The sequence below is a fragment of the Ferrimonas senticii DSM 18821 genome (genome assembly GCF_000422665.1).
In the GTDB taxonomy this organism is placed as follows: Bacteria; Pseudomonadota; Gammaproteobacteria; order Enterobacterales; family Shewanellaceae; genus Ferrimonas; species Ferrimonas senticii.
The window spans coordinates 184,654-205,369 of the sequence record NZ_AUGM01000008.1 but is presented as its reverse complement, the minus strand read 5'-3'; the positions used below and the strand labels follow the sequence as shown (position 1 = coordinate 205,369).

The following is a 20,716-nucleotide window of genomic DNA, read 5'->3' as shown; positions in this document are numbered from 1 at the left end:
AAAGAGTTTACAGACCGTTTTTGCGCTACTGGGCAGCGGCAGCCAACAGGTAAGCACGAATTCGATTTAGAGTGCACCGAGCAACAAATTGAACATCGGCTTATCTCGCCAGGAAAGCCGCAGACCAATGGCATGGTGGAACGTTTTAATGGTCGGGTGTCAGAAATACTTAAAGCCACCCGATTTGATTGCCGAGCGGATTTAGAAGCAACCCTGCTCAGATATGCCCACGTTTATAATCACCACATACCGCAAAAAGCGCTTGGTCATACCCCTCCAATTGAACGACTAAAGGGGTACTATCAAACTTCACCGGAACTCTTTCGTGTGAAGCCCATCAATCACCGGGGACCTGACATTTACACTCAATTGGCGGGCAAATATTAATCAATTCACAGTTATAAACATCGGCGTGTGAACTTTTAATGGTTGTCTGCGAATAAAAACGGATTGTTCAGCGACATTTTTGTGAGCTTGATCAGGTTTGCATTCAAATTATCACAACCGCTATTGTATTTAACGACCTCAAATTTAGAATGCGCGATATTGGCCACCGAGCCGAAACATAAATAAAAACTGCGTTACTTTTCTAAAGTAGGTTGATGATGAAAAAACTGATCGCTGGCGCAACTCTGGCTGCTCTGTCCACTGGCGCGTTTGCTGCGGATTACACCGACGGCAACATCCACAAAAATGACTACGCATGGTCTCAATTCAACCTGATGGTTGCAGTTGACGAGCACCCAGGTGGTGACGGTCATCACGACTACTTAGAGATGGAATTTGGCGGTCGTTCCGGTATTTTTGCTCTGTACGGTTACGTTGATGTGTTCAACCTGACCAACAATAGCAACCAAGATAAGTTCGACGGTTCCAGCAAGATGTTCATGAAGTTCGCACCGCGCGTATCTCTGGACGCGTTGTTCGAAACTGATCTGTCTTACGGCCCAATCCAAGAGGTGTACTTCTCGACCCTGTTTAACTGGGGCGGCGGTCAAATCCAAGGCTTGCAAGAAGAAGTTGAAACTACTACCGGCGACAAAGTTGACGTAGAGCTGGATGGTGACATCAACAACTCTTTCTGGGGTCTGGGTGCTGACGTAAACGTGCCGTGGTTGGGCACTACCAGTGTTAACTTGTACGGTCTGTACGACATCAACGCAAACAAGTGGGATGGCTATCAGTTCTCTGCAAACTGGTTTAAACCGTTCTTCTTCTTCGAAAACAAGTCTTTCTTGTCTTTCCAAGGTTACGTTGATTACCAGTGGGGCATCGACAAAGTTGCATTCGGCCCAGGTGCAGTACTTAAGACCGATAAAGGCGGTGCAGCCTTCTTGGGTCTGTACTGGCATTCTGACCGCTATGCAGTTGGTTACGGCCTGAAAGCTTACAAAGACGTTTACGGTCTGAAAGATGGTGGCATCGCTGGTAATACCACCGGTTTTGGTCACTACTTCGCAGTTACCTACAAGTTCTAAGCAGCCCGCTTAAACTTGCCAAAGGCCACCGTTTGCGGTGGCCTTTTTGCTGTCTGTGACCTAACAAAAATTAGATAAACCTCTGAATTTACGGCTAATGGCCTCTGCCAATTGGTGAAAAGCTTTGCTATTCTCGATACGTTTTTTCGGGGAAACGGACTTTCCGCGATGGTGGACAAAGTGCGCAATTTTTATGCACTTGGCTGCCCCATGTCGAACTTCAGGGAACTAAGTCCGCTGCGGCTTAGCTTGGCGCTAAGTTGCGATAGAACTTACCTATACTGACAGCTATTCCAATTTCGATGATGGAGATCCCTATGAGCGACCTGAACGCCGCCGCCCTTCGTGCCCTAACCCTGATGGATCTAACCACCCTGAATGACGATGACACCGATGCCAAAGTGATTGCACTGTGTCATCAAGCCAAATCGCCAGTGGGCAACACCGCGGCGATCTGCATCTACCCACGCTTTATCCCAATTGCTCGTAAGACCCTGCGCGAAATCGGCGCCGAGGGCGTGCAAATTGCGACCGTGACCAACTTCCCGCACGGCAACGACGACATCGAAATCGCGGTTGCAGAAACCAAAGCGGCAGTCGCTTACGGTGCCGATGAAGTGGACGTGGTATTCCCTTATCGTGCGCTGATGGCCGGTAACGAGCAGATCGGTTTTGATCTGGTTAAGGCCTGTAAAGAAGCTTGTGGTGATGTGCTGCTGAAAGTGATCATCGAAACCGGTGAACTGAAAACCGACGAGCTGATCCGCAAAGCCTCTGAAATTTCCATCGACGCTGGCGCTGACTTTATTAAAACCTCTACCGGTAAAGTGCCAGTAAACGCCACCATCGAAGCCGCTCGACTGATGATGGAAGTGATCCGCGATAAAGACACTTCCGTTGGTTTCAAGCCAGCCGGTGGCGTCCGTGACGCTGAACAAGCGGCACTGTACTTGAATACCGCCGCCGAAATTCTGGGCGACAACTGGGTTTCCCCACGCACTTTCCGTTTTGGCGCTTCCAGCTTGCTGGGCAGCCTGTTGGCGACCTTGGGTCACGGCGACAAGCCAGCCGCAGGCGGTTACTGATCTTTGGCATTGAATAAAGGGCGCACTGGCGCCCTTTAACCTGATTGGAGATTCAATGTTTTTAGCCCAAGAGATTATTAAGAAAAAGCGCGATAACCAGCCGCTGAGCAGCGAAGAGATCCGTTTTTTCACCCAAGGTATTGCCGATGGCAGTGTCAGTGAAGGCCAGATCGCCGCGTTTGCGATGGCGGTTTACTTCAATGACATGACCATGGCCGAGCGCATCGCTCTGACCGAAGGTACCCGTGATTCTGGCATGGTGCTGGATTGGTCGGCTTATAACTTTGATGGCCCCATTCTGGATAAACACTCCACCGGCGGTGTTGGCGACTGCGTATCGCTGATGCTGGGGCCAATGATCGCCGCTTGCGGTGCCTATGTGCCGATGATCTCCGGTCGCGGTCTTGGCCATACCGGTGGCACCTTGGATAAGCTGGAATCGATCCCGGGTTACAACATCGAACCGGACAACGCTACCTTTGCCAAAGTCGTTGGCGAGGCCGGTGTGGCGATTATCGGTCAAACCGGTGATCTGGCGCCGGCGGATAAGCGCCTTTATGCCACCCGTGACGTAACCGCGACGGTTGATTCGATTGCGCTGATCACCGCTTCAATCCTTGGCAAAAAGCTGGCCGCTGGACTGGACGCCTTGGTGATGGACGTCAAGGTCGGCAGTGGTGCCTTTATGCCAACCTATGAACTATCCGAACAATTAGCGGAGAGTATCTCGCAAGTCGCTAATGGCGCTGGGGTACCGACGACCGCGCTGCTGACCAATATGGATCAGGTGTTGGCGTCCAGCGCTGGCAATGCGCTGGAGATCGTTGAAGCGGTGCAGTACCTGACCGGTGAATACCGCAACCCACGTTTGCACCAAGTGACGCTTGTCCAAGCGGCTGAGCTGTTAGTGCTCGGTAAACTGGCGACGGACATTGATGAGGCGCAAGCCAAGTTGATGCAGGCACTGGATAGTGGCGAGGCGGCGAAACGCTTTGGCTTGATGGTGGCTGGCCTTGGTGGCCCGGCTGATTTTATCCAGCGTTACCAAGATTATCTGCCGCAGGCAGCGGTGATTAAGCCGGTGCTGGCTGAGCAAAGCGGGGTGGTGCAGCAGATGAACGGCACTGCCATCGGCATGGCCGTAGTCGGCCTTGGCGGCGGTCGTCGCGTCGCCACTGATGTGATCGATCACAGCGTTGGTTTTAATCAGATGGTTGCCATTGGCGACACTGTAGCGGCGGATATGCCACTGGCGTTGCTGCACGCCAAAGATCAAGCCAGTTGGCAACAAGCGGCGGCAGCGCTGCGCAGTGCGGTGGTGATTGGTGACGATACCCCAGCAGCCAAACCGCAAGTATATCGGCGTATTCGCCCTTCAATTTGAGCGAGCTATTAAGGAATAACTGATGGCAAGAGCAATTATTTTAATGATGGACTCGTTCGGAGTTGGCGCTACTGCTGACGCTGAACGCTTTGGCGATGTGGGTGCCGACACTTTCGGTCATATCGCCCAAGAGTGCGCCGAGGGCCGAGCTGAGATTGGCCGCAGCGGCGTACTGACTCTGCCGAATTTAACCAAGCTGGGCTTGGCGCATCTGGCAGCGGAAAGCACCGGTAGCGTACCAGCCGGTTTCAGTACCGAAGCGACCCCTGAAGCCGCTTACGGTTACGCCGCCGAGCTGTCTTCGGGTAAAGATACCCCAAGTGGTCACTGGGAGATGGCCGGTGTGCCGGTACTGTTTGAGTGGGGCTATTTCTCCGACACCCAAAACAGCTTCCCGCCAGAGTTAACCGATAAGATCTTGGCTCGCGCTGGTTTGGACTCCTTCTTGGGTAACTGCCACGCCTCCGGCACTGCCATTTTGGAGTGCTTAGGTGAAGAGCATATGCGCACTGGTGCGCCAATTTTCTACACCTCCGCCGATAGCGTGTTCCAAATTGCCTGTCACGAAGAGACATTTGGCCTAGAGAAGCTGTATGAGCTGTGCCAAATTGCCCGTGAAGAGCTGGAGCCATACAACATTGGTCGAGTGATTGCTCGTCCATTTGTTGGTGACAGCGCCGCGACTTTTGCCCGTACCGGTAACCGCAAAGATTACGCGGTTGAGCCACCAGCAGAAACCCTGCTGGATAAGCTGGCCGCCGCCGGTGGCGAGGTGATTTCGGTGGGTAAGATCGCCGATATCTACGCTCATCGCGGTGTTACCCAAAAGATCAAAGCCAACGGCCTTGATGCACTGTGGGACGCCACCTTAACGGCGCTGGATAACGCCCCAGACAACAGCTTGGTGTTTACCAACTTCGTTGATTTTGACTCCTCCTTCGGCCATCGCCGCGATATCGCCGGCTATGCCGCTGCGCTGGAGTACTTCGATGGTCGCCTGCCGGAGATCATCGCCAAACTGCAAGCGGATGATGTGGTGATCATCACCGCCGATCACGGCTGCGATCCTACTTGGACCGGCACTGATCACACCCGCGAACATGTGCCAGTGATCGCCTTTGGCCCGAAGGTTAAAGCCGGTTCACTGGGCAAGCGCGATACTTTCGCCGACATCGGTCAATCGTTGGCAAGCCACCTAGGCTTGGCACCGTTGGCTTACGGCAAATCTTTCCTGTAACTGAAATTGGGATCTAACTAATGGCAACTCCACACATTAATGCAAACCCAGGTGACTTCGCAGAAACCGTTCTGTTCCCTGGCGATCCACTGCGTGCTAAGTACATCGCGGAAACCTTTTTGGAAGATGCAGTACAGGTAACTGACGTACGTAACATGTTCGGTTACACCGGCACTTACAAAGGCAAGCGCGTATCCGTGATGGGCTCTGGCATGGGCATTCCATCCGCGTCTATCTACGCCAAAGAACTGATCACCGAATACGGTGTCAAGAACCTGATCCGCGTAGGTACCTGTGGTGCTATCTCTACCGACGTAAAAGTGCGTGACGTGATCGTAGCGATGGGCGCTTGTACTGACTCTGGCGTAAACCGTGTACGTTTCAAAGGCCACGACTTTGCGGCGATCGCTGACTACGGCCTGCTGGCTAAAGTCGTTAACGCGGCTGAAGGCGCTAACATCAACGTGCGCGTTGGTAACGTGTTCTCTGCGGATCTGTTCTACAACCCAGACGGCGAGATGTTCGACGTAATGGAAAAGATGAACGTACTGGGCGTAGAGATGGAAGCGGCTGGTCTGTACGGCGTTGCTGCTGAGTTCGGCGCTAAAGCACTGTGCGTAGTAACTGTATCTGATCACATCCGTACCGGTGAAGCGACCAGCTCTGATGAGCGTCAAACCACCTTTAACGACATGATCACCATGACTCTGGATTCACTGCTGTAACCTTACCCGTTACTTTAAGCATCCAATCAAAAAGCGGCGCTGCCAATCGGTAGCGCCGCTTTTTTATGTCCGACTATTTCAGACTTATTATGCCAATTAGCTTAATGTTGTGATCTTCTGCTGCGAAGTCGAAACCACCATATAATTTTACTGATTGGTATTCGCCTCCGGCGGGAAAGGGTTCCACCCTTTTCAATCCCAACTGCCTCCAACACGGCGAAATCCCTTCGCTCCTTGTGCTGCTCCTTTCGGCACTGCGCGGATTCATCGTCCCTGATTTAGCCGCGCACTTCGGCCATCCATGGCCTTAGGCCTCAATCCGCAGCACACCGCTCAGCGCCGCGAGTCGGCCAAAGCCCGTTGGTGCAACCGTTAGTGACTTATTTGTAGCCGAGAACGTGTTCTCGGAAATCAAGATATTCAGGCTACTAACGCTACTAACGCTACTAACGCTACTAACGCGTCATTCCATGATGACGGCAATTCAGAATGCTTTTGCCGACTTGTTGACGCCGAGTGAAACCGCAACGCAGCGGTAAGCCGAGGGCAGGATGCCCGAGAGGCCCGTGAAGGCAGGGATGCCGCCTCGGGCCGGTGCTGTCGAGAAGTGCGGTGAGAACGAGGGGCTCTCGTCAACTGTGGAGGCGTAGGGGATTCCAAAGGGCGCAGCCCTTGGCCACCGGCGGTAAAGCTACGAAGTACAGCAATGCTACAACAAGTCGAAACACCGAACTGCCAACCAACAATCCCGCGAACACGTTCGCGGCTACCTATTGCGGTGACAACGAGGGGCTTTCGTCAACCTTGACTGCCGGAGGCTAAAACAAGAGGGTTTACCGGAAAAGCTGGATAGACCAGATGATTATGCAGAATGGTATTAGTCCGTTGAGGCCGCCGCTTGTTTTTCGGCTTTGGCTGCCAGTTTCTTAGCTCGTTTTTCTGCTCGCCGCTGGGCTCGGGCGATCGCTTTTAAGCGGGTGGCTTTAAAGCGTTTAAAGGAGAAGGCGCGAGCCAAGACAAAACCGCTAAAGCCACTAACCGCCAACAACCAAATAAGTTGTTGCGATAACTCATGGTGCAGTCGTCGTCCTTGCTGTTGCAGCAAGGTGGTGTTCACCCGCAGCCGCAGGTAACCGTAGGCTTGTTGCTGCTGGCGTACGGCGATGGTGTGCGGGGTAAAGTGATCCAGTGCTTGTTGCAGGGTTTCGTCACTGGGCAGGTGCTGTTTCGGGAACAGTTTCTGGGCGCTGGCCAGTGCTTCGCCTTGATAGCTAAAGACGGTGGCGCTGATCACCTCCGGTTGGCTGATCAGATTTTCCACTAACCATTGCAGTAGTTCGAGATCGTCGGCCTTCATGGCGGTGGCGGCACTGACCGAGGCCTGTGCCAGCAACTGATCCACGCTGCGTTGCCCCTGTTGATGCAGCAGTCCCTGCACTTGCAGCCGCTGCTGCTGCCATACCAGCACAACCAGCGCCACCAAGGCACCGGCAAAGGCGATTTGCAACAGTCTTGCAAGCAGAATGCGACGACGACGGGGTGATAAACTCATAACGTTCCTAACGACAGCTAAGTTCTTATAATACCCTAATTAGCTATCTGATTTACCCGCAAAAAATAATCGATTCAGCGGCCATATAGAGGACTATCACGGATGCCTACCCCGATTGCGTCGTTATCACCACGCCAACAGCAACTGCCAACCTTGGCATTGGTTGCTCGCTCGCAAGCGTTGGCTGCTGTTTCATTGGAGGAACCGCAGCTTCCGGCGGCGCTGGTGGCCGAGGGGTGTCTGCATTCGCAATTGCACTATCGCTTGTGGCAGTCCTCGCAATTGCCAGCGCTGCCCGCGCCGCAAGAAAATAGCGAGTGGTTGTTGGTGCCAGCCAATCCACCAGTGCTGACCGAGCCAGGGCTGCTGCTGATGGACATGGACTCAACCGCGATTCAGATTGAGTGCATTGACGAGATCGCCCGTCGCGGTGGGGTTTATCAGCAGGTAGCGGACGTTACCGAGCGGGCGATGCAAGGGCAGATGGATTTTGCCGAAGCGCTGGCGCAACGGGTGGCAATGCTCAACGGGATCCCGGCGACTGTGCTGACCGAGATCGCCGCCGAGCTGCCATTGATGCCAGGGTTGATTGAGCTGTGCCAAGGATTAAAAGCCCACGGTTGGAAGATTGCCATCGCCTCCGGTGGTTTTAATGCCATCGCATCGGTGCTGGCGGCGCAGCTACAGTTGGATTATTTCGAAGCCAATGAACTGGAAGTGCAAGCTGGCCTGCTAACCGGGCGTGTGCTTGGCGATATTGTCGATGCCAACCGCAAAGCGCAGATCCTGGTTGAACTTGGTCAGCGCTATCGGATCCCGCAGTCACAGTGGCTGGCGGTCGGTGATGGCGCCAACGATCTGCCGATGCTGGCAGCGGCCAATTTGGGCGTCGGCTTTCATGCTAAGCCTGCCGTGGCCGTGCAAGCGGATGTTGCCATTAATCAGCTTGGTTTGGATGCCATCTTAGCGCTGCTGCAGCGCTAATGTTGTTCAGCCAACAGCGGCAACAGGCTTTCCAAGCGCAACTGACACATCATTGCCGCACTGACATCTTGCAGCAATACCACGCCACGGGTCTGCCACAGTTTCGCCTCCAGTTTGCGGGTGCGGTGCTGAGCGTGGCTTAGCACCGCCGCAAGGCTATGTTGTAGATAACTTAAGTCCGGCTTGTCACAGCGGCATAAGGTCAGTTGTAAAACCAGCAAGCGTTTTTGTGCCAGTGCTTTTACCACGACATCTTTTAGCTGATTTGGCGGGGTTTGCTGGCAATTAAACAGCTGTGCCTTTAAGCCATTTCGCGGCAGCGCGATAGCCACAGTTAGGCTGGCCTGTTGATGGGTCTGCAACTGCGTGAGTTGTGCCAGCAGCTGCTGCACTGTCGGATGTTGCAGCAACCACTGCAGTTGCACTGGCGCTTCGCCATCGGGGTGTAATTTGGCCAGCAAGGGCAGTTTAATATTGCTGCAAGCGAGCAGATCCGCACTTAAGCGTTCGCTGCCTTTGTGGATAAACATCGGCAACACCGCTAACCGTGGCAGCGCCAGATGTTTTATCGCTTCCGTTAACTGTTGATGCTGTTTGCTGCTGCTGTTTTGCCCCAAGCTGTCGCGGTTTTGATCCAGCAACTGCATCATAAAACGCTGCGCCGGATTTTGATCATCAGCTAGCGCTTTTAGGTGCAGTCGCTGCGGATTGCTGCTATCACCAACGACTTGGTAGGGCAGTTGCACTAATTTGATCTTGCCGGCCAGTTGTTGCAACTGAACGAAATTGAGCAGTAACGGTTGTGTTAGGTCAAACGCATGGGGTTGATTCAACTCAATACAGATCCCGTGCGCCGAGATATTGATGCTGTGACCCTCAATCTCATCACCGCCAAGCTGGCTTAAATGCACCACGGTGTTGAAGTTAAATCGCGGTTCGCGGCGCAGATCGCGGTGGCTGTTGGCCAGAGTTTTAATGCCGCTTTGGCTTATCCGCTCGGCGCCAAATTGCCGCAATAGATTAAGATCGCTCAGCGGCGGCCGTGGCTGCCATGGTAAGCCATCAAGCGTTTGTGGTTGCAGGGTAACCAGCAGCGAAATGGCATTAATTTGCTGCTGTACTAGTGGCTCGAAACGCTGATTATTTAGCGGATTAACCAAGGCTCTAGCGACATCCAGTTGATTAACCGCATTCACCGAGAGCCGATGCAGACGAAAGCTTGGCTGCTGGCAGGCAAACTGCAAAAAGCCATCGGTTAAGCGGGTTTGCTGAAGCTCGGCCAAGGTGGCGCTAAAAAACAGAGTTTGGCCGCTCTGATTGAGGCTGAAGCTAAACAGTAGGCCATGATTGCTCAGATCCGGTTGTTTCAGAGCGCGGGCGATGCGCTCAGGGCTGAGTATCGCTGTTAATTGACTGACGCCACGTTCATTACACCAGTAGTTGAGCGCCGCTTGATTGCCTTGGCACTGCATCGCCAATAATGGCTGCAGTTGCTGATTGTCGACGCCATAGCCAATGGTAATGGTATCTAAGCAGGGCAAAAGGTGGCGTTCATAGCCGTGACTGCGCACTGTCGACAGTAGGTGAGTGATCTCCGGTACGGTGCGCAGGCTGCTGGCTTGCAGGATCCGCTCCAGCTCCAGTTGTTGCTGGTCGCTGGGGTGCTGCCGTTGCAATCGCAGGTAGTTAAAGCCCTTGCGCTGCTCAATTTCCAGGATTTGATAGCTCAGCCCGGCTTCCAATGCCGGCGAGATAAATTCTTGGGTTAGCTCAACCAACTGCAGATGTAGCGGGAACATCTCCGACAGATGCATCTCTTGCGGCAATCGGATCCGAGCGCCGCCAAGCGACAGATCTAAGGTGATGCCGCTGTAGCGATCATTGGGGTTTTGCCAAGCCACGATGTTGGTGCTGAAGGTGCGGCGAACCTCGCGGCGCATGGCGTAATGCCCCAGTGCCATCAGTTCCAGTTCCCCTAGCTGCAATGCTGGTTCATCGTCATCCAGTTGCACCTCCATCGCCATTGGCCGACGCACGTTGGCTAGCAGCTCTTCGACCGCGCCGACGGTATGGCGACCCTGATAGAGCTTAAGCAACTGCTGTAGTTGCAGCGCCAGCGGCCGAGTCAAAAAGTGGGTGATGCCACCGATCTCTACTTGTTCACAGTGGCCGCTGACCTTGCCACGAAGATCGATACTTTGGCGACTGGGCTGATTAAGCCGGGTGACCTCCATCTTTAGCAAAAAACGCTCTGAACGATCCAAGTCCTGAGTGATCTGCTCAAACAGACTGTCGAAGTCTGGGTTTTGCAAGATGGGTTTAAGCTGTTCGATCAGCATTTGCTGTGGTTGCATCGGGGCGATCCTGTTGTCGCGTCGGGGTTATTTGCGCGCAGATGGCAGCGAGGGTGATAATGCCGCCATCTTAATTATCGACCGAAGAGCTCATGGCTAAAGCAAAATCTGCTTACGTGTGTAATGAATGTGGCGCCGATCACCCGCGCTGGCAGGGGCAATGCAATGCGTGCCATGCCTGGAATACCCTAACCGAAGTGCGCCTTGGTGCTGCTAAATCCAGCCGCAGCAATGATCGCTACAGCGGCTATGCCGGTGCCAGCGACAACCGCGTGCAAACCCTAAGCGAAATTGATCTGAGCGAGTTGCCGCGTTTTGCTAGCGGCTACAGCGAGCTTGATCGCGTGCTTGGCGGTGGCATTGTGCCAGGATCGGCGATCCTGATTGGCGGCAGCCCTGGGGCGGGTAAATCAACTCTACTACTGCAGGTGATGTGCCAGTTGTCGCAGCAGATGGGAGCGCTGTATGTCACCGGCGAAGAATCGCTGCAGCAGGTGGCGATGCGGGCCAATCGCCTCAATCTGCCCACCGACAAGCTAAAGATGCTGTCGGAAACCTCGGTGGAACAGATCTGCTTGATCGCCGAGCGTGAAAAGCCGGCGATCATGGTGATCGACTCGATTCAGGTGATGCACATGGCCGATGTCCAATCGGCACCCGGCAGTGTTGCCCAGGTACGTGAAAGCGCCGCCTATCTGACGCGGTTTGCCAAACAGAACAACGTGGCGATCTTTATGGTCGGCCATGTTACTAAAGACGGCACCTTGGCTGGCCCGAAAGTGCTTGAGCACTGCATCGATTGTTCGGTGCTGCTGGATGGCAACACCGACAGTCGCTATCGCACCATGCGCAGCCACAAAAACCGTTTCGGTGCGGTTAATGAACTGGGCGTGTTTGCGATGACCGGTACTGGCTTAAAAGAGGTTGCCAACCCATCGGCGATCTTCCTCTCCCGCGGCGAAGAGCAAGCGCCGGGTTCAGTGGTGATGGTGATCTGGGAAGGCACCCGACCGCTGCTGGTTGAACTGCAGGCGCTGGTGGATCACAGCCAGTTGGGTAACCCTCGGCGGATTGCGGTGGGTCTGGAACAGAACCGATTGGCGATGCTATTAGCGGTGTTGCACCGTCATGGCGGGCTGATGATGTCGGATCAAGATGTTTACGCCAACGTGGTTGGTGGGGTGAAGGTTACCGAAACCTCCGCCGATTTGGCGTTGCTGCTGGCGATGGTATCGAGCTTTCGCGATCAAACTTTAGCGCGCGAACTGGTGGTTTTTGGTGAGGTCGGCTTGTCTGGAGAAATTCGCCCAGTAAATAATGGCTTAGAGCGATTAAATGAGGCCGCCAAGCACGGTTTTACTCGTGCTATCGTGCCTAAAGGTAATGCCCCACGCCAGCCGATTGAAGGGTTGGAAGTGATTGCTGTCAGCAAATTGGCTGATGCATTGGAAGCGATTTAAGAGGACCTATTATGTTCAGCAAATTGATGGCTTCGGTCGGTATTGGTGCCGCCAAAGTTGATACCATCATCCATACCGAGCGGCTTTACCCAGGGCAGCCGTTTGATATTGAAATCGTTATTGAGGGTGGCAAAGTTGATCAACAGATTAACGGCTTAACCTTGGCGTTGATGGTGCAAGCTGAGGTTGAATCCGGCGATCATGAAGGGCTGCAATCGTTGGTTTTGCACGATTGGCACCTCAACGAAAGCTTCACCATCGGCGCCGGTGAAATCGTGCGCGATAGCTTTCAACTGCAGTTACCGCTGGAAACGCCACTGACGTTGCTGCCTCGTTGTCGCAATCAAACTCACGTTTGGCTGCAAACGGGACTGGATATTGCCTCTGGCGTTGATGGCAGTGACAAAGACTTTTTGCCGGTGGCACCGGTGCCAGCCATGAGCAATGTGATGGCGGCGATCGAAGGCTTAGGCTTCGCGCTGTACAGCGCTGACGTCGAAAAAGGCCAATTGCGTGGCAGCGGGTTTTATTCAACCTTGGGCTGCTACCAAGAGTTGGAGTATCGCCCAGCCAGTTTCGGTAACATTGCAATCAAAGAACTAGAGCTGTCATTTGTGCTAGCGGACAACGCGCTGCATCTGCTGGTCGAGGTGGATCGGCACTTCCGCGGCGATGGTTTTACCTCGCTAACGCTGCCATTGACGGTAAGCATTGAACAAGCGGCGACGGCGCTGCGACAAGCGCTGCGATTGTAATCGACGCCGGCAAATATCCATTGTTGCAACCGGAGCTGTGCTCCGGTTTTTTATTGCCATAGTTCAACCCTATGGCGTTGCCATTACCCCTTGGTCTTACGACCTTTTCCTAATTGAGCGATGGCGTGCAATTGCCGAAGTTGACGCCTGTATACGCTAGGAGAGAAGGATAATGATGTCACGCTATAACAAATGGATCGTATTGGGTTCGCTGTTGATTGGTTCGACCCCGGCAATCGCCGGTTACGAGTTTGACCTTGGTGATGGGCACAAACTGAAATTTGGCGGATACCTTAAGGTTGATGCCCGTTATGTTGATGGCGACGTTGGCTATCAAGACTTTTGGCTAGGTCGTGGCGGTCCGATTGGCGATAACAGCAAGTTTAAGATCTTTGCCAACGAAACCCGCTTTAACACCACCTATACCCATGGCGATGTTAGTGCCTTTTTAGAGATGGATTTCTTTGTTAGCCCCGGCGGTAACGAAGTGATCTCAAACTCCTACAACCCGCGGCTGCGTCACGCCTTTATTAACTATCAAAACTGGCTGGTGGGGCAGACCTGGACCACCTTTATGAACACCAGTGCCATTCCTGAAACCGCCGACTTTGCTGGCGGTAACGCCGGTTTGGCGTTTGTGCGCCAAGGGATGATCCGCTACAGCGCAGGCGGTTTCCAATTGGCGATAGAAAACCCGGAAACCAGCGGCGGCGGTGCTGACAATAGCAACGAGGAGATGCCAGATATTATCGGTAAATACGTGGCCAGTGGCGATTGGGGCAACGTTAGCGGTGCGGTCGTGGCGCGCCAGTTGAACTTCATCAATAGCAACACCTCGGCTAGCGACGATGATATGGCCTTTGGCTATTCGCTGGCCGGCAAGCTTAATGTGTTTGGTAAAGACGATCTGCGCTTCCAGATCCACGCCGGTGAAACTGGCCGCTATGCCACCATCAATGGGGTGGCCGACGTGGTGAATAATCAGGCGCAAGAGAGCGTGTCTTACATGGCGGCTTATCGTCACTTTTGGACCAATACGTTGCGTTCGACGGTGCTGTATGCCGGCTTTGATGCCGATGGCACCGACGACAAAGTTAGCCAGTGGAGCGTCAACCTATTCCAAAATCTGACCAAAGAGCTGTCGGTTGGCTTTGAAGTTGGCAACTTTATGTATGACCCAGGCGCCAGCAGCGGCGATTACGATTCATTCTACGGTCAGTTCAGCATGAAATACGTGCTGTAAGGCGAGTGATTAAGACAACGCGAGGCACCCCGCCTCGCGTTTTTTATCCCTGCCGCAAATGGCATGAGGCCAAGCCCGCCCTCTCTGTTATTGCGCTTGCCAATCCGCATCCTTTTTAACAATGTGCCGGCGCGTCAGTTAACTAAAGTTAAATAAGTGATTTGAAATACCTAAATTTTACATCGAGGTGTCATCGAAGGTTGTTGTGGTGATTACCCGCCAACTTAATCAAGGAGACTCCGCTTTGTTGATGGATAACCCGCAACCTGCCGCTGCGCTAGCGCCTGTGCCAATGCCACTGCTTGATGGTGATAATGTCGAGGCCAAGCGGCGTGAGTTACTGAGCTATTTTTGCCAGACCTTCGACCAATATGAGTCATTGTTTACCCTGCTGGCGGACGAACAAGCTTGGTATACCAAAGCGATCAGCTTGCGCCATCCTCTGATCTTCTATTTCGGTCATACTGCGGCGTTTTTCATCAATAAACTGTTCGCCGCGCGGCTGCTGACGGAGCGGGTGGATGCCAATATCGAAGCGCAGGTTGCGATCGGGGTTGATGAGATGTCGTGGGACGATTTGGATGACAGCAACTACCTGTGGCCAACGGTGGCGGAACTGCGCGCTTATCGCAACAAAGTAAGGCAGCGGGTGGTGGCCTACATCAATACCATGCCGATCAGCTTACCGATAAGTTGGGACAGTGAGGCGTGGCTGATACTGATGGGAATTGAGCACGAACGGATCCATCTGGAAACCTCATCGGTTTTGATCCGGCAGTTACCGCTTAAGTGGCTGAAGCCGGAACCACAGTGGCTCGCCAATAGCACCAGTGCGGCGGCGCCGCAAAATCGGTTAATTGCGGTTGCTGGTGCCGAGGTGACATTGGGCAAGCCGCGCCACGATTTACTGTATGGCTGGGACAATGAATACGGCCAAAAACGGCAGGTGGTGGCGGCGTTTCGCGCCAGTGAGATGTTGGTCAGCAACGGCGAGTTTTTGCAATTTGTCGAAGCGGGCGGTTATGACACCGAGCGCTATTGGAGTGATGAAGGCTGGGCTTGGGCGACGTTTGCCGAGGCGCGTCACCCCAGCTTTTGGGTTAAGCAGCAGGATGGTTATCACTACCGAGCGTTGGTGCAACTGCTGCCGATGCCGTGGGACTGGCCGGTGGATGTTAATTGCCATGAAGCGCAAGCGTTCTGCCGTTGGAAATCAGAACAAACGGGATTATCGATTCAACTGCCCAGTGAAGCGGAATGGACGTTACTGCGTCAATCCTTCGCTGGCGATCTGCCGCAGTGGCAGCGGCAACAGCAACTGCCCGCCAATTTGGATTTGCAACATGGCGCTTCGGCCTGTCCGGTCAATCAGTTTCGCCAAGGCAGTTTCTTTGATCTGTGCGGTAATGTCTGGCAGTGGACCAGTACCGCCATCGATGCCTTTGAAGGCTTTCAGGTGCACCCGCTGTATGACGATTTTTCTACTCCCACCTTCGATGGTAAGCACAATCTGATTAAGGGCGGCAGTTGGTGTTCAACCGGCAACTGCGCCATCAAAGATTCTCGTTACGCGTTTCGACGTCACTTCTTTCAGCACGCGGGTTTTCGTTATGTTGAATCCTCTGTCTCGCCGCAAAGCCGCAACCCCTATGAGACTGATGAATTGGTAGCGCAGTACCTAAGCTTTCATTATGGGGCAGAGCATTTTGCTGTCGCAAACTACCCGCAACGCTGCGCGCAGTTGTGTTTGTCATTGCTGCAGCCACACCAGAAAAACAAAGCGCTCGATTTGGGCTGTTCGGTGGGGCGGGCCAGTTTTGAGTTAGCTCGCGAGTTTAGCCAGGTTGATGGGGTCGATTATTCGGCGCGGTTTATCAATGCCGCAGTGGCGTTGCAGCAACAGGGTAAGCTGCGTTACTTCACCCCGACTGAGGGCGAACTGGGGGATTATCAGCAGTTAACGTTAGCGCAACTGGATATCAGTCAGCAGCAAGCGCAGCGAGTGCACTTTAGTCAAGGCGATGCCTGCAACCTGAAGGCCAAATACAGTGATTACGATCTGGTGTTCGCTGGCAATTTAATTGACCGCTTGGCTGATCCTGCTCAGTTTTTAACGACCATTCATCAACGGATTAATCGTGGTGGACTGTTGGTATTAACCTCGCCTTACACCTGGCTGGAACAATACACCGACAAGAGCCATTGGCTTGGTGGTTACCGCGAAAACGGTGAAGCGGTGGACACCTTAACCGGCTTACACCGCTGCCTGGATGCCGAGTTTGAACTGCTGCAAGCGCCGCAGGATATCGCTTTTGTTATCGCGGAAACCGCTCGCAAGTTTCAACATAGCTTGGCGCAATGCACCGTGTGGCGACGGCGTTAGCGGCAGTTGCTGGCGGCGGTTTTGGCTCGCCGCCAACGTACTCGAAACTGCTAAGCTTTGCCGTCAAGCCACGCTTGATGGACATCGGCAAACGGCCTTAAGGCACGATCTAAAATGCCGTGCATGGCGGCGATGCACAGGCCGTAGTTGAGCACCGGCACGCCACAGCGGTTGCTCAACTCGATCCGGCTGAGCATCTCTTTGCGATTCAGCATGCAGGCGCCGCAATGGATCACCAACTGGTAATTGGCTAGATCGGCGGGGTAATCGCGTCCGGCACAGAAGCCAAATTCGATCTCGGCTTCAATGTGCTGGCGGATCCAACCGGGGATCTTCACTCGGCCAATGTCTTCGGCTTGGCAGTGGTGAGTACAGGCTTCGGCAATAAACACCTTATCGCCGGCGGAAAGTTGACTCAGCGCTTTGGCGCCTTGCACCAATTTGAGCAGATCGCCTTTGTGGCGGGCAAACAGAATTGAGAACGAGGTCAAAGCGATATCGTCAGGGGTTGCGGCGGCTACCTGCTGAAACACTTGCGAGTCGGTAATCACCAATTTCGGCGGCGTGACCATATTGGCCAACAAGGTCGGCAACTGTTCCGGCTTACAGACTTGAAACAGCACATTGTTATCCAGCAGATCGCGCATGGTTTGCACCTGCGGCAGGATCAACCGCCCTTTGGGCATACCGCTATCGACCGGGATCACCAGTACCACTGAATCGCCCGCTTGCACTAAATCCCCCAGCAGCGAAGGCTGTTCAAAGGTTTTGGGCGAATGCTGAATGATCAGCTGTTTCAAGCTATCGATGCCATCACTGTGCTGGGCTGACAGTGACAGATGCGGTAACCCCAATTGATGCAGTTGGGCTAGCAGTTCCGGCTCCGCCCGCAATTGGTCTTGTTTGTTGATCACCACGATTACCGGGATATCGTTGCGGCGTAACTGCGCCAGCAACTGGCTGTCAAAATCGGTTAAGCCCGCAGCGGTGATCGTAAGCAGTGCGATGTCGGTTTTGCGCAGTACCTGCAACGTTTTTTCTACCCGCAGTTGCCCCAGTTCGCCCTCGTCATCCAAACCGGCGGTGTCGATGATGGTGCACGGGCCGATGGGCAGGATCTCCATCGCTTTGTATACCGGATCGGTGGTGGTGCCGGGCTGGGCGGAGACGATCGCCAAGCTTTGCCCGGTAAGGGCATTAATTAACGTAGATTTGCCCATATTGCGCTTGCCCAGAATGGCAATATGCAACCGGTTGGCGCTGGGGGTTTGTTGCAGTTCAGACATCGACGTTGGCCAATTATTGCGGAGGTTGGCAGAGCCTACTGAAAACTTGATCAAGATAATCTGATCCGTGCCGCAGCAAATAGACTCATTACCGAGGTGGCTGCATTTTTGTTGGTTGCTGTCACGACGGTCATTCAATGGCCGAGGGGCATCGTCCTCAAAAAAGTGCCGCAAATTTATCCGGCATAGGTCAACGCGCCGAGTAGGTTATTGATGTTGTTAACCGTTATGGTTAGCTTGGCGAGTGAATTGATCGACAAGGAAGTGATAATGACCACTCAATGGCCAATGGCACTGATGATGTTGGCGCTGCCGGTGAGCGCCCAAGCGGCAGCGGATTGCCCAACACAGCTAACCGACTTACAGCAGCGACTGGCGGGATTTCAGCAGCAACAGCAACAGTTAGCGGCGGATCATGCGCAGTTGCTGGCGACCCAGCAGCAGTTAGTGGCAGATCAGCAGGCGTTGCAAAAACTGCAGCAACAAGCAGCGAAATGTCAGCAGTTGTGTGGCCAGTTGCACAACAAAGTGAAGCTAAAGCGCAAGCGCTACCAGCAGCAAAACGCGGCTTATGACAAAGCCAATCAACAATTCGAGCAGGACAAGCAAGTTCAAAATCAGCGTCGCCAAGATTATCAACAGGCACTCGATGGCTTTAATGCCCAGTGCAATGCCGCAGCGGAGTTAACGCCACAGTAATGGTTGGCGGCGGTTGTAGAATTTGTCGTCGCTGGCACAGTTATTGGAGGTAAAAGTGAGGAGGTTTCGGCAATTGCGAAGGTTGTTGTGATCGAGCGCTCATTATTGCTGAATTTGCGGCTTAATGATTTCTTAAATTGCTATTTTTTTCTGATTATATTGATTTAAATCATCAGCTTAATTTCATTTTTTGCGCAACATCAACGTCTATCCAAAAAGAGATAATTTCATTCTAAAACGGTGGAACCGTCGACAACTCAACACTTTAAAGGGGATACCCCCAAAGTGGTATGTGTGGGGGTAATGTAGTGGCAGTACCATCGGCGATGACACCTCATATAACGGAGATGATGATGATGAAATTCAACAAGATTGCCCTGGCGGTTACCTTTGCTGCACTGTGTGGCTCTGCCATTGCTAAAAACGATCCTGCGGTTTACAACAGCGAAACTTGGCAGGGCAAATACCCAGATCAGTACAACTCTTGGGCTTCTACTGCTGAATCCACCGAAAAGGGCGATGCTCTGGCGGAAAACCCGAACCTGATCATCATGTGGGGCGGTTACGGCTTCGCTAAAGATTACAACAAGCCACGCGGTCACCACTACGCGATTACCGACCTGACCCGCACTCTGCGTACCGCTGGCCCAATGACCAAAGACGCGGGCCCAATGGCCGCATCTTGCTGGGGCTGTAAGACCCCTGACATGATCCGCATGTACGACCAAGTTGGCGAAAACGCGTTCTCTGAGAAAATGTGGGCCGCTTGGGGCGACGAGATGAACAGCTCCGTAGGCTGTGCCGACTGTCACGATGCCAAGACTGGCGAAGCTAAGCCGGCTCGTCCATTCGCAATGCGCGCTTTCGAAGCGGCTGGCGAGAAGTTTGAAGATCAAGACGCAGACACCAAAGCGGCAATGACCTGTGCTCAGTGTCACGTTGAGTACTACTTCAACGGTAAAGACCACAACAACGTTAAGTTCCCATGGGACAACGGCCAAGACGTTGATTCTATGCTGGCTTACTACGATGCACTGGGCTTCAAAGATTGGACTCACAACATCTCTAAAGCACCGATGCTGAAAGCACAGCACCCAGAGTGGGAAACCTGGAAAGGCACTGCACACGCAGAGATGGGCGTAACCTGTATCACCTGTCACATGCCAAAAGAAACCAACGCTAAAGGCCAAGAGTTCTCTCGTCACAACGTAGGCAACGCCATCGATAACTTCGATAAAGTGTGTGCTGACTGTCACGAAAGCAAAGGTGAGATGGAAGCGCTGCTGAAGTCTAACAAGCAAGCGGTAACCGAAGCGCAATTGGCGACCGAAGCGGTGATCACCAAGGCTCACTTCGATGCTGCTGAAGCATGGAAAGCCGGTGCGACCGATGCCGAGATGCAGGGTGCTCTGAAGCTGATCCGTCACGCTCAGTTCCGTTGGGACTTTGCTATTGCATCACACGGTATCCACGCTCACAACCCAGGTTGGTCTGTTGAAGAGCTGGCAAAAGCCAAAGTTGACGGCGAAAAAGCACGTGCTGAACTGAAGAAGATTCTGGCTAAGCATGGCGTTAACGCGGTGACCTACCCAGATTACTCCACCAAGGCCAAAGCACAGGCACTGGTAGGTCTGGATAAGGCAAAACTGGACGCCGAGAAGAAGAAATTCTTGAACGACGTAGTTCAGAAAGAGTGGCCAAACAAGGTTGAGTTCTAATTAGACTCAAAATTGTCAGTGGTGTTTACCGTTAACCCGTTTTCGTCATCCTTGGGTTATTGGTAGTCGCTGTCACCACTGCCGCAAAACTTATGAAAACCCCGTCTCCGTTGAGACGGGGTTTTTTCGTTTGAGGCGAGCAGCGCAAGCTGTCTTTTTAGAAAACAGTTGTTAGCTATCAGCTATCAGCTATCAGCTATCAGCTATCAGCTATCAGTTGGCAGAGGACAGTTGTCAGTTTTTAGTTAGCAGTTTTTAGTTGTCAGTTTCTAGGGCGTGTTGACGTTTGGTGTTCAGAATTTGGTCGAGGATAGCGGCTGTCAATCGAGGATTGCGATTGAAGGCATAGTGGCTCTACGTCGAAATCGTATGA

General features: G+C 53.2%; 16 protein-coding genes. 13 read left to right on the top strand and 3 right to left on the bottom strand.

Annotated features, from left to right (window positions below; translation table 11 throughout):
* From G506_RS20680 to deoD, 6 genes are all read left to right on the top strand, one after another.
* Positions 1 to 387 (top strand): integrase core domain-containing protein (locus tag G506_RS20680; RefSeq protein ID WP_028116380.1); only part of this gene is annotated, 387 nt, incomplete at its 5' end.
* A gap of 215 nt (positions 388 to 602) precedes the next feature.
* Positions 603 to 1,478, top strand: coding sequence for a nucleoside-specific channel-forming Tsx family protein (locus tag G506_RS0107825; protein WP_028116379.1), 876 nt, complete (start codon positions 603 to 605; stop codon positions 1,476 to 1,478).
* Positions 1,479 to 1,795: 317 nt separating this feature from the next.
* Positions 1,796 to 2,563: a deoxyribose-phosphate aldolase gene (deoC, locus tag G506_RS0107820; RefSeq protein WP_028116378.1), complete on the top strand. Its 768-nt coding sequence runs from the start codon at positions 1,796 to 1,798 to the stop codon at positions 2,561 to 2,563.
* Between the two features lie 55 nt (positions 2,564 to 2,618).
* Positions 2,619 to 3,947, top strand: a complete 1,329-nt coding sequence (gene deoA / locus G506_RS0107815; protein ID WP_028116377.1) for a thymidine phosphorylase — start codon at positions 2,619 to 2,621, stop codon at positions 3,945 to 3,947.
* Positions 3,948 to 3,969: 22 nt separating this feature from the next.
* On the top strand, positions 3,970 to 5,184 hold the full coding sequence (locus G506_RS0107810; RefSeq protein ID WP_028116376.1) for a phosphopentomutase: 1,215 nt from the start codon (positions 3,970 to 3,972) through the stop codon (positions 5,182 to 5,184).
* A 20-nt stretch (positions 5,185 to 5,204) separates the two neighbouring features.
* Complete coding sequence (deoD, locus tag G506_RS0107805; protein WP_028116375.1) at positions 5,205 to 5,909, top strand: purine-nucleoside phosphorylase; 705 nt, start codon at positions 5,205 to 5,207, stop codon at positions 5,907 to 5,909.
* A gap of 877 nt (positions 5,910 to 6,786) precedes the next feature.
* Here deoD and G506_RS0107800 read toward each other — a convergent pair.
* The gene (locus G506_RS0107800; RefSeq protein WP_028116374.1) at positions 6,787 to 7,461 is read right to left on the bottom strand and encodes a hypothetical protein; all 675 of its coding nucleotides are present in this window, start codon (positions 7,459 to 7,461) and stop codon (positions 6,787 to 6,789) included.
* A gap of 102 nt (positions 7,462 to 7,563) precedes the next feature.
* Between G506_RS0107800 and serB the strand changes: the two genes are divergently transcribed.
* Positions 7,564 to 8,445 (top strand): phosphoserine phosphatase SerB, encoded by an 882-nt coding sequence (serB, locus tag G506_RS19200; protein WP_051201988.1) that lies wholly within the window; start codon positions 7,564 to 7,566, stop codon positions 8,443 to 8,445.
* On the opposite strand, the gene G506_RS0107790 is transcribed toward serB, so the two are convergent.
* The gene (locus tag G506_RS0107790; RefSeq protein ID WP_028116373.1) at positions 8,442 to 10,799 is read right to left on the bottom strand and encodes a PilZ domain-containing protein; all 2,358 of its coding nucleotides are present in this window, start codon (positions 10,797 to 10,799) and stop codon (positions 8,442 to 8,444) included. The genes serB and G506_RS0107790 overlap by 4 nt on opposite strands.
* A gap of 92 nt (positions 10,800 to 10,891) precedes the next feature.
* Here G506_RS0107790 and radA point away from each other — a divergent pair, with 92 nt between their 5' ends.
* From radA to ovoA, 4 genes are all read left to right on the top strand, one after another.
* Complete coding sequence (gene radA, locus G506_RS0107785) at positions 10,892 to 12,259, top strand: DNA repair protein RadA (protein ID WP_028116372.1); 1,368 nt, start codon at positions 10,892 to 10,894, stop codon at positions 12,257 to 12,259.
* 11 nt (positions 12,260 to 12,270) lie between these two features.
* Positions 12,271 to 13,014, top strand: coding sequence for a sporulation protein (locus G506_RS0107780; protein WP_028116371.1), 744 nt, complete (start codon positions 12,271 to 12,273; stop codon positions 13,012 to 13,014).
* A 172-nt stretch (positions 13,015 to 13,186) separates the two neighbouring features.
* Positions 13,187 to 14,257: a DcaP family trimeric outer membrane transporter gene (locus G506_RS0107775; protein WP_028116370.1), complete on the top strand. Its 1,071-nt coding sequence runs from the start codon at positions 13,187 to 13,189 to the stop codon at positions 14,255 to 14,257.
* A 250-nt stretch (positions 14,258 to 14,507) separates the two neighbouring features.
* On the top strand, positions 14,508 to 16,640 hold the full coding sequence (gene ovoA / locus G506_RS0107770) for a 5-histidylcysteine sulfoxide synthase (protein WP_028116369.1): 2,133 nt from the start codon (positions 14,508 to 14,510) through the stop codon (positions 16,638 to 16,640).
* A 50-nt stretch (positions 16,641 to 16,690) separates the two neighbouring features.
* Here the strand turns inward: ovoA and hydF are convergent, their stop codons facing one another.
* Positions 16,691 to 17,926: a [FeFe] hydrogenase H-cluster maturation GTPase HydF gene (gene hydF / locus G506_RS0107765; RefSeq protein ID WP_028116368.1), complete on the bottom strand. Its 1,236-nt coding sequence runs from the start codon at positions 17,924 to 17,926 to the stop codon at positions 16,691 to 16,693.
* Between the two features lie 270 nt (positions 17,927 to 18,196).
* Between hydF and G506_RS0107760 the strand changes: the two genes are divergently transcribed.
* Together G506_RS0107760 and G506_RS0107755 are read left to right on the top strand one after the other, a co-directional pair.
* Positions 18,197 to 18,625, top strand: coding sequence for a hypothetical protein (locus tag G506_RS0107760; protein WP_156904841.1), 429 nt, complete (start codon positions 18,197 to 18,199; stop codon positions 18,623 to 18,625).
* 353 nt (positions 18,626 to 18,978) lie between these two features.
* Positions 18,979 to 20,343: an ammonia-forming cytochrome c nitrite reductase subunit c552 gene (locus tag G506_RS0107755; protein ID WP_084631256.1), complete on the top strand. Its 1,365-nt coding sequence runs from the start codon at positions 18,979 to 18,981 to the stop codon at positions 20,341 to 20,343.
* The last annotated feature ends 373 nt before the right edge of the window (positions 20,344 to 20,716 follow it).